12 protein-coding genes are annotated in these 15,555 nt (G+C 66.5%); 5 read left to right on the top strand and 7 right to left on the bottom strand.

Annotated features, from left to right (window positions below; genetic code table 11):
* Window positions 1–22: 22 nt before the first annotated feature.
* Window positions 23–739: an SDR family NAD(P)-dependent oxidoreductase gene (locus tag ACZK45_RS09155; protein ID WP_180836919.1), complete on the top strand. Its 717-nt coding sequence runs from the start codon at window positions 23–25 to the stop codon at window positions 737–739.
* Here ACZK45_RS09155 and ACZK45_RS09150 read toward each other — a convergent pair.
* Window positions 733–2,244, bottom strand: a complete 1,512-nt coding sequence (locus ACZK45_RS09150; protein WP_180836917.1) for an MFS transporter — start codon at window positions 2,242–2,244, stop codon at window positions 733–735. The two genes, ACZK45_RS09155 and ACZK45_RS09150, sit on opposite strands and share 7 nt — an antisense overlap.
* A 96-nt stretch (window positions 2,245–2,340) precedes the next feature.
* On the opposite strand from ACZK45_RS09150, the gene ACZK45_RS09145 reads away from it, so the two are divergent.
* On the top strand, window positions 2,341–3,267 hold the full coding sequence (locus ACZK45_RS09145) for a LysR substrate-binding domain-containing protein (RefSeq protein ID WP_478445731.1): 927 nt from the start codon (window positions 2,341–2,343) through the stop codon (window positions 3,265–3,267).
* A 63-nt stretch (window positions 3,268–3,330) separates the two neighbouring features.
* The gene (locus tag ACZK45_RS09140) at window positions 3,331–5,277 is read left to right on the top strand and encodes an EAL domain-containing protein (RefSeq protein ID WP_049398556.1); all 1,947 of its coding nucleotides are present in this window, start codon (window positions 3,331–3,333) and stop codon (window positions 5,275–5,277) included.
* On the opposite strand, the gene ACZK45_RS09135 is transcribed toward ACZK45_RS09140, so the two are convergent.
* The gene (locus ACZK45_RS09135; RefSeq protein WP_049398557.1) at window positions 5,274–5,885 is read right to left on the bottom strand and encodes a TetR/AcrR family transcriptional regulator; all 612 of its coding nucleotides are present in this window, start codon (window positions 5,883–5,885) and stop codon (window positions 5,274–5,276) included. The genes ACZK45_RS09140 and ACZK45_RS09135 overlap by 4 nt on opposite strands.
* Window positions 5,886–5,989: 104 nt before the next feature.
* Here ACZK45_RS09135 and ACZK45_RS09130 point away from each other — a divergent pair, with 104 nt between their 5' ends.
* Window positions 5,990–7,066, top strand: a complete 1,077-nt coding sequence (locus tag ACZK45_RS09130) for an MBL fold metallo-hydrolase (RefSeq protein ID WP_478445730.1) — start codon at window positions 5,990–5,992, stop codon at window positions 7,064–7,066.
* Window positions 7,067–7,146: 80 nt separating this feature from the next.
* Here ACZK45_RS09130 and ACZK45_RS09125 read toward each other — a convergent pair whose 3' ends face one another.
* Complete coding sequence (locus tag ACZK45_RS09125; protein WP_071228931.1) at window positions 7,147–7,443, bottom strand: hypothetical protein; 297 nt, start codon at window positions 7,441–7,443, stop codon at window positions 7,147–7,149.
* Between the two features lie 198 nt (window positions 7,444–7,641).
* Here ACZK45_RS09125 and ACZK45_RS09120 point away from each other — a divergent pair, with 198 nt between their 5' ends.
* On the top strand, window positions 7,642–10,761 hold the full coding sequence (locus ACZK45_RS09120) for a galactose-binding domain-containing protein (RefSeq protein WP_478445729.1): 3,120 nt from the start codon (window positions 7,642–7,644) through the stop codon (window positions 10,759–10,761).
* 290 nt (window positions 10,762–11,051) lie between these two features.
* On the opposite strand, the gene ACZK45_RS09115 is transcribed toward ACZK45_RS09120, so the two are convergent.
* The 4 genes from ACZK45_RS09115 to ACZK45_RS09100 are packed head-to-tail and all read right to left on the bottom strand — an operon-like array spanning window position 11,052 to window position 15,553.
* Window positions 11,052–12,026 carry an ABC transporter substrate-binding protein gene (locus ACZK45_RS09115; protein ID WP_478445728.1) on the bottom strand — a complete coding sequence of 325 codons (975 nt, stop codon included), beginning with the start codon at window positions 12,024–12,026 and terminating at the stop codon, window positions 11,052–11,054.
* A 16-nt stretch (window positions 12,027–12,042) separates the two neighbouring features.
* A complete protein-coding gene (locus ACZK45_RS09110; protein WP_478445727.1) occupies window positions 12,043–13,788 on the bottom strand; it encodes an amino acid ABC transporter permease/ATP-binding protein in 1,746 nt (581 codons plus the stop codon).
* The gene (locus ACZK45_RS09105; protein ID WP_125892936.1) at window positions 13,785–14,336 is read right to left on the bottom strand and encodes a GNAT family N-acetyltransferase; all 552 of its coding nucleotides are present in this window, start codon (window positions 14,334–14,336) and stop codon (window positions 13,785–13,787) included. Before ACZK45_RS09105 ends, ACZK45_RS09110 begins: the two co-directional genes overlap by 4 nt.
* Window positions 14,333–15,553, bottom strand: a complete 1,221-nt coding sequence (locus ACZK45_RS09100; protein WP_478445726.1) for a M20 aminoacylase family protein — start codon at window positions 15,551–15,553, stop codon at window positions 14,333–14,335. Before ACZK45_RS09100 ends, ACZK45_RS09105 begins: the two co-directional genes overlap by 4 nt.
* Between the last annotated feature and the right edge of the window lie 2 nt (window positions 15,554–15,555).

Raw genomic sequence — 15,555 nt, 5'->3', positions numbered from 1 at the left:
CGCAGTACAACAAGGAAGCAACATGAAATTGATGGTCATCGGCGCCAGCAGGGGCCTCGGTCGGGCGTTCGTGGAAGGCCTGTGCAGTGCAGGCGACACCGTCATCGGCGTTTCACGCAACCGACCGCGCGATATTGAATGCCCCGAGGGCGTCACCCTGCAGTGGATCGAAGCCGATCTGTCCCAGCCGACCGTGGCTGCCGACCACATCGCAGCACAGGCACCTGCCGATCTGGATGTGCTGATCCACAACCTGGGCATCTGGGAAGAGACCGCCTTCAGCGACGAGTACGCCTTCCTCGACGAAACCGATGCCGCACTCACCCAACTCGTCGACGTCAACATCACCGCCACCCTGGTGCTGCTGCAGCGCCTGCTGCCGCGGGTGCTGGGCGCACCACGCCCGCAGCTGGTGCTGACCGGCTCGACCTCGGCACTGCCACGCAGCGGCCGCCCGGAAGTGGCGTTCGGCGCATCCAAGTTCGCGCTCAACGGCATCGCCGATGCACTGCGCGAGGGTTTCCGCGATCGCCGCCTGGCGGTGACCAGCCTGCAGCTGGGCTACCTCAACACCGACGATGCACTTTCAGTGCCGGTGGCAGAGGCCGCAGCGCGCGGCGACGGCGAGCTGGTGCCGGTGCACGACGTCGTTGCGATGGTGCGCGCGTTGCTGCGGCTGTCACCGTCCGGCTTCGTGCGCGAACTGGTGCTGCCGGCCATCGCCGACCCGCGCTACTGACCGACTCTGCGCAGGCCAAGCTCGACCTCTTCGCGCAACAGGTACCCGAGCACGATGGCGGTCAGCACGGTCGCCATCGCCAGGACAAACAGCTGGCCACGGACGGACTCCATGTATGCCTGGGCCAGCGCCGTTCTCGAAACGCCTGGCAATGCCTCCACCGCTCCGCCAAGGTCGCCCATGGACAGCCGGTGCACGGCGGCACGGGCCACGACGCTGGCCTCAAGCGCCATACTCCCGCCAATGCGGGATGAGAGCATGATGCCGACAAGCGCGAGGGCAATGGAATCGCCTGCCAGTCGCATCGCATTGAAGATGCCAGCGGCCATGCCGGCCTGCTCCTTGCCGACCACGCTGACCGCCAGGCCATCCATGATGCCCCAGGGAAGGCCGATGCCGATTCCGATGACCAGCATCGGCATCCAGCGCACCGACGGGAACTGGAACACCTGCGCCAGCCATGCCAGCCCAAGCGCACCGATCAGCAGGCCCGCACAGCACAGCGTCCGCGCCGGAATCCAGCGCAGCAGGTAGCCGGCAACCAGGGGAACAACCAGCAAGGGTGCAGACAGCGCTGCCATCGCCAGTCCAGCCTCGGTGGGTCGCAGTCCTTCAACACCGATGAACCCCGCCGGCAGCACCACCAGAAGGACGACGTACGAGAACGCAGGCGCAGCGGCGAGAATCTGCACGCCGACAAAGCGCCGGTTGCGGAACAGCCCGAGATCCAGCAGCGGTGTTCGATGGGAGCGCTCGACGGCAATGAACGCGGCCAGCAACACCATCGAGAGCGCCAGCAGTACCAGCGTCTGCGGATGCAACAGGCCGCGTTCCGGCAGCACGATCATGGCGTAGGTGAGTGACCCCAGCGCCAGCATGAAGGTGACGGCGCCCAGCCAATCCAGGCGTGGCGAACCGGTGCTCTTCGATTCGACGGATGACCGGGCGACCAACGGTACGGTCAGGGCGGCCAGCAACGCAGGCAGGAAGAACACCCATTCCCAGCCCAGCGCATCGATCAACCCGCCTGCCAGCAGCGGACCGCCTGCGGCTCCTGCACCAAAGGTGGTGCCGATCAGGCTGAACACCCTTGCCCGCGCCTCGCCGTCGAACACCTGCGCCAGCGACGCCATCGCACCGGCAAACGCAGCCGACGCCGCCATCCCCTGAAGCAGTCGCAGTGCATTGATCCACGCCACATCGGGCATCAAGGGGATCAGGCCGGTGACCAGCGCAAACGACGCGCCGCCCAGAAGCCAGATCCGGCGCCTGCCATGCAGATCGGCCAGCCCACCGGCCACCAGCGTGGTGCAGCCGTAGGTCAACAGATAAGCGTTGATGATCCAGGACAACGCCGCAGGCGAACCGCCCAGCGCGTCCCGGATGGCGGGAATGCCAACGGCGGGGCTGGCAATGCTCAACGGAATGGTGAGCGCCGTCAGGCAGCCCGCAAGCACCACTCCAAAGCGTGATGATCCGGCCGTCTCAGCAGAGGCAACAGACATGTCGATGAAGCTCCAGCGTGGCCAGGCGCCACCCCATTGATGCTATCGACGACGCTATCGCCTAAGAATCCATCGTTGTGTCCGTGCTTTAATGACATGAACGTCATCAATGGCCATGTCATGGACAGCTTTGCCGGTCTCAGCCTCTTCGTTCTGGTCGCCGAGGCACGCAGCTTCGCGGCCGCAGCACGACAGCGTGGCATCACCCCTTCGGCGGCAAGCAAGACCATCGCCCGGCTGGAAGAGCGCCTGGGCGCCCGCCTGCTGAATCGCAATACCCGCAGCGTCAGCCTGACTGCCGAAGGCGAGCAGTTCCTTGAACGCTGCCGTCGCATCATGACCGAGGTCGCCGCAGCGGAGCGCGAGCTGACCGACGCCCAAGCCGCGCCCAGCGGTCGCCTGAAGGTCAGTCTTCCACTCGCCAGCGGACTGATGCTGCCGGTGCTATCGGCCTTTGCGCACCGCTTTCCCGCCATCGAACTCGACCTGCACTTCAGCGACCGTCTTGTCGATGTCATCGAGGAGGGCTTCGACGCCGTTGTCCGCACGGGCAACCCCGCCGACTCCAGGCTGCACGGCCGCAACCTCGGCAGTGCCCGCCTGCTCTGTGTGGGCGCCCCTGCGTACTTCGCCAAGCGCGGCACGCCACAGCACCCGGATGATCTGAGCGGCCACGCATGCCTCCTCCATCGCTTTCCCGGCACCGGCCTGATCGAACGTTGGCCGCTGCCCACGCATGAGGGAGGCACCGAGCTGCGGCTGACTGCCGCAATGACTGCCAATCATCTTGAGACGATCCTGCACATGGCCATCGATGGCCATGGCATTGCGTGCCTGCCCGACTTCGCCACGCGTGATGCGCTGGACCGCGGTTCGCTCGTCAGCGTTCTGGACCCATGGAGCACTGAGCGAAGCACCTTCTGGGCCCTCTGGCCAAGCCATCGCCATCAGCAGCCGCGTGTACGCGCGTTCGTGGATTTCATGGCCGAACACCTCCTGCCCGAACCCAGCCAGCGCAATTGAACCTGCGCGCTGCTGCGACTACGCTGCTCGTCACTGGCCGTCGGTCACAGGCGGGAACCTGCTATGGATGCGCTTTCACGGGTCTCGGCCCAGGTCCTGGACAGCGCCCTGCCCAGCCTGCCGCTGTACCTGCTGCAGGCCACGGCGGTGATCGGCATGATCGGCGTGCTGCTGATCGCCACCCGCCGCGCCGGGCACGCCATTGAAGGCCGTCGCCTGTATGTCGGCGTGGCGCTGGGCCTGATCTACCTGTTCAATTCCTGGTTCGTGGCCCGTTACACCCAGGGTGTGGTCAAGCTGCACCTCGGCTTCGACATCCTGCTGGTCAGTGGCCTGCTGGGCGGTTGGCGCGGCGGCCTGACCTGCCTGGCCGCCAGCCTGCTGGCGCGCTACCAGTTTGCCGGCACCCAGTATTTCCTGCCAGCCGGCCTCGAGGCCACGCTGCAGATGCTGGCCGGCGTCTGGCTGCGCAGGCGCCTGCACCCGCGCATGCTCAATGAGCTCTCGCTGCGCGTGATCCTGCAGGCCTGGGGCGTGCGTATCGCCGTCACTGCGTTGGGCCTGGCACTGGGCGTCGCAATCATCGGCGCCAATCAGCTGCCCGTGGAGGAGTTGGCAATCCAGCGGCTGCTGGCACTGCCACTATCGCTGCTGATGCTCGGCGCGGTGTTCGCGCTGGTCTACAACGATGCGCAGATCGATGCACAGCGTCAGCGCGAACAGGCCTGGCTGCGCATCGATCCGATCAGTGGCCTGCCCAACATGCGTGCACTTGGCGAACGCCTGCAACATTACTGGCGCGACAACGACGGCATCGGCAAGGCCTGCCTGATCGTGGCCGAGATGGGCAACCTGCGCGATCTGCGCCTGCGCTATGGTCCGCTGCAGGACAACGGCCTGTGGCAGCGCGACAGCACCGACGAGGTGCATCGGCTGCTGCCCTCGCTGCCAGCCGGGCAGCTGGAGATCTACCAGTTCGGCGATGCCGCGCTGGCGATCCTGGTGCGCGACCTGACCTTGTTCGAACTGCGCACGCAGCCGCAGATCACCGAGCTGGCCAGCAACCTGGCCGATCGGGTCGGCCGCGATTGGCCCGGCTTCCGGCCGCTGTTCCGCTGTGCGGTGGTCGAACTGAAGCCCCCCGCCGATGCCGACGAAGGACATCTTCCGTTCCGCGCGATCACCGTGGCGCTGAGTGCGATCGAATCCGGCGTCGTGTTCTTCGACGACCCGATCCAGCGCGACAGCGAGATCGACGCCCTGATCGAAGTCGCCCTCGAACGCTGGCTGCAGCAGGGAGATGCCCCCCTGTGCTACCAGCCCAAGCATCGCCTGCAGGATCGTCAGCTGGTCGGCGCCGAAGCACTGCTGCGCATGCGCGACGGCGAGGGCCGGCTGATCGCGCCGATGCGGGTGATCTCGCTGCTGCGCCGGCAGGGGCGGTTGGCTGAACTGGAATGGGCCACGCTGCAGTCGGCCATCCACTTCCTGCAGCAGTGCCGACGCGATGGCTCGCAGCTGAAGATCGCCGTGAACGTTTCGGCCGAGTCACTGCGCCTGCCCGACTTCGGCCTGCGCCTGCAGGAATTGCTGGCACTGCACGATGTGCCCGGCGTGATGCTGCGCCTGGAGATCGTCGAATGGACCGAGATCGTCGAGCGCGACGTGGTCGATGCCAACATCGCACAGCTGCTGGCGGCGGAGGTCACGCTGTCACTGGATGATTTCGGTGCCGGCTATTCAACCCTGATCCTGCTCTCGCAGCTGGCCATTGCCGAGGTCAAGATCGAGCAGGCGTTGATTGCCACCCTGTCCGACGCCAAGTCGCAGTCGATCGTTCGCTTCATCGTCGAAGTCGCGCATCGCTGCGGTGCGATCGTGGTGGCCGAGGGTACCGAAACCCTCGCGCAGGAACAGCAACTGCGCGCACTGGGTGTGGATGTCGGCCAGGGCTATCTGTACTCGGCGGCGCTGCCGGCCGACGAGTTCCGCCGCTTCGCCGCCAGCTAGACCGCGTAGTAACCCAGGAACATCGCCACCGCCGATTCGGCCACGCGTGCGCGCTCCTGTTCGTTCAACGGCGCCTGCCCCATCGTCACCTGTGGCCAGAATGCAAAGCTCTTCACCAGCCCGTGCAGCTGGTGGCCGGCGAACTCCGGATCGACCTGGCGCAGCCGGCCATCGGCGATTGCCGCGCGGATCCACGCACTCTCACCGCTTTCCTTCTCGCCCATGCGGCAGACGATGGCCTGCGCACGTTCCGGCGAATGGATGATCTCGGCCATCGCCACCCGCGCCAGGTCGATGAAGTTGGCATCACTGAGCAGCTCCAGCTTCTGCCCCAGCAGCTGCATCAGCTGCGCCTGCAGCGGCTGGTCGGCGCGGTACGGCAGTGCGTCGCTGGCCACGCTGCGCTCCCACAGCTCCTCCAGGATCATCGAGAACAACGCTTCCTTGCTCGGGAAGTGGTTGTAGACGGTGCGCTTGGAGACCCCGGCCACCTCGGCGATGCGGTCCATGCTGGTCGCCTCGTAGCCCGATGCACGGAACTCCTCCACCGCCGCACGCACGATGGCTTCGCGTTTGCGGTCGGTCAGGCGTTGCGGGGCACGGGACATGGCAGGAACCAGATAACTGAACGGACGACACCACTTTACACCCGGCAGTGTACTTTTGAAAAACACGAAACTACACTGTGCAGTGTACCCAGCGGACGTCACCCATGAAGCGCCTGCTCCTTGTCCTTTTGCTTGGAATCCTCGCCGTGACCGCCTACACCTTCTGCAAGTCCTGGTCCCTCCCCGACTTCCCCGATTCGCCGCAGTACCGCGACGGCAAGTTCCGCAATGCCCTGCCGCGTCCGGCGATGGGCCTGCGCGATGGCGCGGAGATCTGGTGGACGTTCCTGTTCAACAAGCCCAAGGGCACCGTGCCCGCCCACCCCATTCCGGTGCTGCCGCTGGACCGCGCCACCCTGGACGCCGCGCCTGATCGCAGCCTGTTCCGGCTCGGGCATTCCACGATCCTGCTGAAGTTGCGTGGCCAATACTGGCTGACCGATCCGGTGTTCTCCGAGCGCGCCTCGCCGGTGCAGTGGATGGGCCCGGCCCGCTTCCACGCGCCGCCGATCAGCATCGACGAACTGCCGCCGATCGCCGGCGTGATCCTCTCGCACAACCATTACGACCACCTGGACCATGCCGCAGTGATGCAGCTGGCCGGCAAGACCGCGCGCTTCATCGCACCGCTTGGCGTGGGCGACCAGTTGATTGCGTGGGGCGTGGACGCCAGCAAGGTCGAACAGCTGGACTGGTGGCAATCGACCGAGGCCGGTGGCCTGCGCCTGACCGCCACCCCGGGCCAGCATTTCTCCGGCCGCGGTCTGGGCGACAGCGATCGCAGCCTGTGGGCGTCATGGGTGATCCAGGACGGCGACTTCCGCATCTTCTTCAGCGGCGACACCGGCTACTTCGACGGCTTCAAGGCCATCGGTGAAAAGTACGGCCCGTTCGACCTGACCATGATCGAAACCGGTGCCTACGACCCGCGCTGGGCCTTCGTGCACATGCAGCCCGAGCAGACCCTGCAGGCGCACCTGGACCTGCGCGGCAAGTGGCTGCTGCCGATCCACAACGGCACCTTCGACCTGGCCCTGCATGCATGGCAGCAGCCGTTCGAGCGCATCACCGCATTGGCCGCCGCAAAGAACGTGCCGGTGGCCACGCCGATGATGGGCGAAGCACTGGACATGCACGCGCCGCAGGCGGGTACGCGCTGGTGGGAGACGGTGGAGCTGTAATGGAGGATGCCGCTTGACCTGCCGGAAGCCATGTAGAGCCGAGCCATGCTCGGCTGCTTCTGAGAAGTGCGCCGTGGACGTCAAACAAGCTCAGCTTTGGAGTCACCGCAATTGGAGACGCCGCCAGCATTGCTGACATCGACATGCACGGTTATCAATTCGGCTTCCGGTACCGCATTCTGGACCTGCACGCATGCGGCACGCGCGACATCGTCTGCGGCTGTGCCTTCTCGCTGGAATCGCAACGCCAACACGCCCGGCGAACCACTGCCCAGCAGCGCATCGTCGCACCCCACCTCTGCAAGACCTCGCTCAAATGCACTGAGATCTTTTCCGGTATCAGGCACTCGGTACATCAGCGTGAAACTGAACTCCATCATCAATCCATTTCAGATCGGTGGTCGTTGCCAATCAGCATAGGGGCAAGCCTGCAGCCGTCCAGAGCCACATCCGTCAGCGCTCCCGCGATGGCAGCGCCAGCGCCCGGCGGCGCTGCAGTGCGTCATGTAACCGATTACATCCCTTGCTAGCGTAGCGCTCGCCCGATTCCGGTCGAACCTGCGAGGCTGTCCGTAATGACGTTGCGCGCCGAACGCTCCAAGGTCTCCCGCCCACCTGCCCCATGGCGACCCGCCGCCACTCTGATGCTCGCCGTCCTGGCATCCTCCGCGCAGGCACAGACATTGCCACCACGCAGCCAATGGCAGGCCAGCGCCTCCTCGCAGCAGGTACCGGCGATGGCGATCAGCCACCTGATCGACGGCGACCCCAAGACCGTCACCGGCGGCGCCTTCAGTCCGGGCCACTGGTTCCAGATCGATCTGGGTGCACCGACGATGCTGGCGGGCGCACGGATCACCTGGGATGTCTCCAACCCGGAAGGCTATTCGCTGCAGACCTCGCTGGACGGCACGCAGTGGCAGACCGCCTACACCATGGCCGATTCGCTGGGTGACGTGGAAACGCTGTACTTCGCGCCACGCCAGGCGCGCTACCTGCGGTTGGCCAGCCCGCAGCGCACGTCCGATTGGGGCGTGTCGATCTTCGAGATGGAGCCGCTGGACAGCACGCTCAGCGCACGCATCAGCGGTGTCGATGCAACGCAGGCAGCCGCGCTCTGGCAAGGCGGCGGCACCGTCGCGGTTCCAGCCGGAAAAGGTGGATCCCGTACGCTCGAGATCATGCTGCCTCGCGCCCAGTCCACGGCCGGTCTCGCGGTCGACTGGGCCGATGGCGGGCGCGGCGCCGCCCGCTTGCAGGCGCAGGACGCACAGGGCCGATGGCAGGACCTCGCACACGATGCACAGGCGGCCAGCCATCGGCAGAGTTGGCTGGCTGCTGACACGGCACAACCTCTACGTGCATTCCGCCTGGCCGTGGACGGCGCTGCCCCGCAGATCGCGCGCCTGCGCCTGCTTGGCCCGAAAGCCGTGATGACGCCGATGAAGCGCTACCAGATTGCCGCCAGCGGTGCGCAACGTGCCTTGTTCCCCGCCTCGCTGCAGATGCAGCAGACCTACTGGACCGCCGTGGGTGTGCATGCGGGCCGGCAGAAATCGATCTTCGACGAATACGGCAATCTGGAAGCGTTCAAGGGTGCGCCGCTGGTGCAGCCGCTCTGGCGAAGCGCCGACGGGCGTGCTGCAGGTGCCGCCGGTCAGCCCGTACAGCACGCCCTGCGCGATGGCTGGAAGCCTATGCCTTCGGCCACCTGGTCGCCGCAGCCTGGGCTGGAGCTGCGCAGTGAGGTGTTCGCCATCGAGCGCGATGGCCAGCCGGTGACCTTTCTCCGCCATCGCCTGCGCAACTCCGGCACCACGGCGATCGACGGCACGCTGACCCTGGCGGTACGACCGATGCAGATGAACCCGCCATGGCAGAACGGTGGGCTGTCGCCGATCCGCGAGGTCGCCATCGATGGAAAGGCCCTGCGCATCAATGGCCGCACGCTGCTGCATTCGCTCACGCCAGTGGCTGCGTCCGGCGTGGCGCCGTTCGGGAAGGACGGCGCAACGGAGATCACCGCGGACGTCGCTGCCGGCGAACTGCCTTCCTCGCAGCAGGCACGTGACGAGCAAGGACTGGCCGCAGCCGCATTGAGCTACCGGATCCGCCTCGCGCCCGGTGCCAGCGATGCGGTGGTCGTGGCGTTCCCACTCGGTACCGCCGCTGCCGATGCCAATGGCGTGCTGCCCGAGGCGCCTGCGCTTGACCTGTCCACGCTGCCCCGTGATGCCAATGCGGCGTTCGAGACGCTGGCCACGCAGGCGTCCGCAGATTGGCAGGCGCGGCTGGGCCAGGTCGGCCTGCGCCTGCCCGATCCCTCGCTGGTCGACATGCTGCGCGCGCAGGCTGCCTACATGCTGATCAACCAGACCGGCCCGGCCATGCAGCCCGGCCCGCGCAACTACAACCGCTCCTTCATCCGCGATGGCATGGCCACCTCGGCGGTGCTGCTGCGCATGGGCGAAGCCAAGGTCGCGCGCGACTACCTGGCGTGGTATAGCCAGCACGGCGTGCACGGCAGCGGACTGGTCTCGCCGATCCTCAACGACGATGGCAGCGTCAACACCGGCTTTGGTTCGGACATCGAGTACGACAGCCAGGGCCAGTATGTGGCACTGGTCGCCGATGTCGCCCGCCTCGATGGCGGTGCGGAGTCGGTGCGCGCGTACCTGCCGAAAGTGAAGGCGGCGTTGCGCTTCCTGCAGCAGCTGCGCGAGCGCACGCTGGTAGCGGGTTACATGGCTGACCAGCCAGCGCCGGAGCGCTTCGCGGGCATTCTTGCGCCGTCGATCAGCCATGAGGGCTATCCGTCGCCCACCCACAGCTACTGGGATGACTACTGGGGCCTGAAGGGCTGGCACGACGGCGCGTGGCTGGCAGAGGCACTTGGCGACCATGAAACCGCCCGTTGGGCGCGCGAACAGTACAAGCTGCTGTACGACGCACTGCATGCCTCGATCCGGGCGACGATGGCGTGGAAGGGCATCGACTTCATTCCGTCCTCGGCGGATCTGGGCGATGGTGATCCCACCGGCGTTTCGATTGCATTGGACCCCACCGGTGCGCAGAGCGTGCTGCCGGCAGATGCATTGCGGACCACCTTCACCCGCTATCTGGAGGACGTGCGCAAGCGCAGCCAGCCCGGGGCGCTGTATGCCTACACGCCGTACGAGATCCGCAATGTGCTGAGCTATGTGCATCTTGGCCAGCCAGACGTGGCTGACGAGCTGTTGCAGGGCCTGCTTCACGATCGGCGCCCGCTTGAATGGCAGGTGCTGGCCGAAGTAGTGCATTCACGGCTGCGCTTCCCGCGCTACCTCGGCGACATGCCGCATACCTGGATCGGTGCCGAATACGGCCGCACGCTGTTCGGCATGTTGATGCGCGAGGACGATGACGCGTTGTCATTGCTGCCGGGCACACCGCCTTCGTGGGTGGCGGGCGATGGATTGGCGGTGGAGCGTCTGCCGACCGCGTATGGCACGTTGCAGATGCAGGCGCGGCAGCGCGACGGGCTGCTGACAGTGGTGATTGGCGAGGGGCTGCGCAAGGACACCGCCGTGCGCATGTGGTGGCCGAACCGGACCGCGCCGAAGTCTGTGCGCGTGGATGGACGCAGCGTTTCCGACTTCGATGCCGAGGGCGTGCGCCTGGCGAAACCGTTCCGGACGTTGGAAGCGGTCTGGTAATGCAGCCGAGCATGGCTCGGCTCTACAGAAGTCAGACTCTGCGAGTAGATCCACGCCATGCGTGGATGCTCTTGTAGAGTCGAGCCATGCTCGACGCATCGCACACCACGCGAACTGCAGCCGAGCATGGCTCGGCTCTACAGAAGTCAGACTCTGCGAGTAGATCCACGCCATGCGTGGATGCTCTTGTAGAGTCGAGCCATGCTCGACGCATCGCACACCACGCGAACTGCAGCCGAGCATGGCTCGGCTCTACAAAAGCAGCGGTAGCTGCCGGGCGATGCCCGGCGTCAGAGCGTCGGCAGCCCCGGCGGGTTGGTCTGCGACTGCGGCACGGCCTCCTCGGCCACATTCCATCGCTTCAGCGCCTGCGCATAGGTGCCACTGCCGATCTGGGTGTTCAGCGCCTGCGTCACCGCATCAGCCAGGCCGCTGCCCTTGCGCGTGGTCACCGAGATCGCCGCGGCGTTCGGCCAGCCCCCCGGGAACAGGCCCACACGCCGCACCTTGCCATCGCGCGCCGAATAGGCGCCGGTGGCGTTGGGCTCAAACGAGACATCGGCGCGCCCGGTGATCACTGCCAGCCGCCCAACCACGGCGTCATCGAAGTACTGGTACTCCACCGGCTTCAAGCCAGCGGCGATGTTCTGCTGGTCCCACTGGCGCAGGATCTGGTCCTGGTTGGTGCTGGCACCGACCACCACCTTCAGCCCGGCCACGTCAGCCGGCTTTTCGATCTTCTGGATCGGCCCATCAGTGCGCGTGTAAATTCCCAGCAGATCGTAACGGTAGCTGGAGAAATCGAACTTCTTCTTGCGCTCTTCGGTCACCGTCACGTTCGACAGCACGGCATCGTACTTGCCTGATTCCAACCCCAACGGCCAGTCCGCCCACGCCACCGGCACGATCACCAGCTTCAGGCCCAACCCATCGGCAATCAGCCGCGCGATGTCCGGCTCGATGCCGACCACGTCCTTGCTGTCGGTACCATAGTCGGCCAGCGGCAGCTGCCCCGGATGGGTGGCCACGGTGAACGTACCAGGCGTGACAAAGCGATAGTCGGCCGGAATCAACGCCTGCGCCTTCGGATCGAGCGTGCCCTTCAGGATTGCGGTGTTCGCACCCGCCAGGCTGGCTGCGGCCACGGTGCCGGCATCCGGTGCCTGACGCACGCGCGAATAGACGATGCCGGCGATGCCGATGACCAGCACACCCACGATCAACAGGGTGCTGCGTGAGGGGCGACGCGGTGCTGCAGGGCGCATGGTCTTCCTTCCGGGGTTACAGGGTCTTGGCCAGGAAATCGGCGGTGCGTTGCTGGCGCGGGCGCTCGAACAGCGCCTCGGGCGTGCCCTGCTCGATCACCCGGCCCTGGTCCATCATCACCACGTGGTCAGCCACCCGACGGGCGAAGCTCAGCTCATGGGTGACGATCACCAGCGTGGTGCCGGAACGGGCCAGCTCCTCGATCACGCTGAGCACTTCGGCCACAAGCTCCGGGTCCAGTGCCGAGGTCGGTTCGTCGAACAGCAGCACCTTCGGTTGCAGGGCCAGCGCACGAGCAATCGCGATGCGCTGCTGCTGGCCGCCGGACAGCTGGCGCGGGAAGGCATCGGCCTTGTCGGCCAGGCCGACCCGTTCCAGCAGCGTGCGCGCCTGCTGCTCGGCCTGCGCGCGCGACACGCCACGCACTGCGATCGGTGCCTCGATGATGTTCTCCAGCGCAGTCAGGTGCGGGAACAGGTTGAAGCCCTGGAACACCATGCCCACCTCCGCACGACGGCGGCGGATCTCACGCTCGGGCAGCTCGTACAGGGTGTCACCATCGCGGCGGTAGCCGATCAGCTGGCCGCCGACGGTCACGTAACCGCTGTCGGCACGTTCCAGGTGGTTTATCAGCCGCAGCAACGTGGACTTGCCAGCGCCGGACGGGCCGATCAGCACCGTCACGCTGCCAGCGCGCAGGTCCAGGTTCACGTCTTCCAGCACCGGCTGGTCGCCGAACACTTTGCCCACACCGTGCAGCGATACCGATGCCCCCTCGCCCGCTTCAACCTGCGCGGCGATGCGCGGGCGATTGACCACGCGCGGTGCAGCCTCACCTGTGGCGCGCGTCGGTGACGAGACACGCGATACCGAACGCTCGCGCTGCAGCTGACCGCGTGCGAAGCGCTGCTCCACGCGCCGCTGCAGCAACGACAGCACGGTGAGGATCACCAGGTACCAGACCGTGGCCACCATCAGCAGCGGCACCACTTCCAGGTTGCGGCGGTAGATCACCTGCACCGTGTAGAACAGCTCAGGCAGCGCCAGCACGTAGACCACCGAAGTGCTCTTGGCCAGGCCGATCACATCGTTGAACGCGGCCGGCAGGATCGAGCGCATCGCCTGCGGCAGGATGATGCGGCGCACCTGGCGGCCACGCGGCAGGCCAAGCGCGGCGGCCGCCTCATACTGCCCATGGTCCACAGACAGGATGCCGCCACGGATCACCTCCGCCGAGAACGCCGCCTGGTTCAGGGTCAGGCCCAGCACCGCCGCGGTGAACACACCAATCAGCTGCGTGGTCGGGTACGAGAACAGGCTGATACCGGTGAACGGCACGCCCAGCTCGATGGTGGTGTACAGGTAGCCCAGGTTGTTCAACAGCAACAACAGCACCAGCAGTGGGATCGAACGGAACAACCAGACATAGCCCCACGACACCGCCGACAGCAGCGGTGAACCGGACACCCGGGCCAGCGCAAGCAAGGTGCCCAGCGCGAAGCCTAGACCGGTACCGAGTGCGGTCAACAGCAGCGTACGGCCCAGGCCTTCCAGCACCGGGCGTGCGAAGAACCACTCGGCGAAGGTGCCCCAGCCCCAGCGCGGATTGCCCAGCACTGATTGCAGCCCGATCAGGATCAGCGCCAGTGCCAGCACCGTGCCGAAGACCTGCAGCGGATGCCGGGCCGGCACGATCTTCAGCGCCGGTGCTGGCGCCGGCCGGGTTGCAATGCCATCCAGCGCGGTCGAAGGCGTGCTCACGCGTGGGCTCCTTGCAGCTGGGTCTGCGCAGGCGCAACGACAGGCGTCGCTGCCCGCAGGTGCTTTTCGAACGGCAGATGCGCAACCGTTTCCGGGTCGGCCTCCAGGTCGAACAGCGCGGTGTAGCCATGGCTGAGGTACAGGCCAACAGCCTCAGGCTGGCGGAAGCCGGTCGTCAGGAACACCCGCCGGTACCCTTGCCGCGCTGCCTGGTCTTCCAGCTCCTGCAGCACGCGCCGCGCGATGCCCTGGCGGCGCAGCCCTGGCAATGTCCAGATGCGCTTGAACTCGGCGGTATCCGGATCGCGGTGCGGCATGAAGGCACCGCCGGAGATCGCCACACCATCGCGCAGCAGCAGCACGAACGCGCCAACCGGGGCAGCAAAGGCCTGCGCCGGGTAGCGCTGCAGCTCCTCGCGGGCGCTGCCGCCGATGCGTCGACGCACGTCGGCGTAGCGGCTGTCGTACTCCTGCTCCAGGCCATCGAACAGCGGCCGCGCCAGTGGATCATCCACCGAGGTGTAGAGGAAGCGTTCGTTGCTGCTCATGCCACGTCCTTCACCAGATAGTCTTCAGCCAGCCGCGCCCACAGGCTGGCGGCGGGTGCGATGGCGGCGTCGTTGAACACATAGCGCGGGCTGTGCAGCGGCGCGCTGTCGCCGTTGCCGACGAACACGAAACTGCCCGGCCGCGCCTGCAGCAGGAACGCGAAATCCTCGCTGGCCGTGCGTGGCGCGAACTCCGGTACCACCTGTTCACTGCCGAAGCCCTGCACGGCCACCTCACGGATGTAGGCGGTCTGCTGCGGATGGTTGATCACGCTGGGGAAGCCGCGCGGGAACTCGATCTCCGCGCGCGCGCCGAACGCGGCGGCGGTCTGCTCGGCGACCTCGGTAACACGGCGCCGCAGGGTGTCACGTACCTCGGGCAGGTAGGCGCGCACGGTCAGCTTCAGCTCCACTACGTCCGGGATCACATTGGCGGCCTGCCCGCCGTGGATCGAACCGACGGTGACCACGCCCATCTGCCGTGGATCCACATTGCGCGAGACAACGCTCTGCAGCGCGGTGACGATGTGCGCTGCCACCAGAATCGGATCGACACTGCCCTGCGGCTCGGCGCCGTGACCGCCCTTGCCGATCACCTTCAGCCGCGCCCAGTCCACCGACGCCATTGCCGGGCCATCGACAAAGCCGAAGTGACCCACCGGCACGCCCGGCCAGTTGTGCAGGCCATAGATCGCATCCACCGGAAAACGTTCGAACAGGCCATCGGCGATCATCTTCGAAGCGCCCGAACCGGTTTCCTCGGCCGGCTGGAACACCAGCTGCAGGGTGCCGTCGATACGGCCGTGATGGGCCAGGTAGTGCGCGGCGGACAGCAGGATGGCGGTATGCCCGTCGTGGCCGCAGGCATGCATCAGCCCCTCGTTCTGGCTGGCGTAGGCCAGGCCGGAGTCCTCATGGATCGGCAGTGCATCGATGTCGGCACGCAGCCCAAGGCGACGGCTGCCCTGCCCGCGCTGCAACGTACCGACCACGCCGGTACCGCCGAGGCCGGTGGTGACCTCATAGCCCCACTGCTGCAGCAGATCGGCCACGCGAGCGCTGGTGCGGTGTTCCTCGAAGGCCAGCTCCGGGTGGCGGTGCAGGTCATGGCGAATCGCGATGGCGGCCTCGGCGCGCGCCGCGATCTCCGGCAATACGCCCGTCGTTGGGGAATTCCGCCGGGCATGGCCCGGTGCTGCCGCGCTTTCTCCGCTCATCG

The sequence above is a fragment of the Stenotrophomonas sp. 63632_Sma genome, assembly GCF_056482875.1.
This window is presented reverse-complemented; position numbering and strand designations above follow the sequence as displayed.

Coding starts and splice junctions, on each gene's coding strand:
- ACZK45_RS09155 (WP_180836919.1), top strand. CDS start 23: ATGAAATTGATGGTCATCGGCGCCAGCAGGGGCCTCGGTCGGGCGTTC.
- ACZK45_RS09150 (WP_180836917.1), bottom strand. CDS start 2,244: ATGTCTGTTGCCTCTGCTGAGACGGCCGGATCATCACGCTTTGGAGTG.
- ACZK45_RS09145 (WP_478445731.1), top strand. CDS start 2,341: ATGAACGTCATCAATGGCCATGTCATGGACAGCTTTGCCGGTCTCAGC.
- ACZK45_RS09140 (WP_049398556.1), top strand. CDS start 3,331: ATGGATGCGCTTTCACGGGTCTCGGCCCAGGTCCTGGACAGCGCCCTG.
- ACZK45_RS09135 (WP_049398557.1), bottom strand. CDS start 5,885: ATGTCCCGTGCCCCGCAACGCCTGACCGACCGCAAACGCGAAGCCATC.
- ACZK45_RS09130 (WP_478445730.1), top strand. CDS start 5,990: ATGAAGCGCCTGCTCCTTGTCCTTTTGCTTGGAATCCTCGCCGTGACC.
- ACZK45_RS09125 (WP_071228931.1), bottom strand. CDS start 7,443: ATGGAGTTCAGTTTCACGCTGATGTACCGAGTGCCTGATACCGGAAAA.
- ACZK45_RS09120 (WP_478445729.1), top strand. CDS start 7,642: ATGACGTTGCGCGCCGAACGCTCCAAGGTCTCCCGCCCACCTGCCCCA.
- ACZK45_RS09115 (WP_478445728.1), bottom strand. CDS start 12,026: ATGCGCCCTGCAGCACCGCGTCGCCCCTCACGCAGCACCCTGTTGATC.
- ACZK45_RS09105 (WP_125892936.1), bottom strand. CDS start 14,336: ATGAGCAGCAACGAACGCTTCCTCTACACCTCGGTGGATGATCCACTG.
- ACZK45_RS09100 (WP_478445726.1), bottom strand. CDS start 15,553: ATGAGCGGAGAAAGCGCGGCAGCACCGGGCCATGCCCGGCGGAATTCC.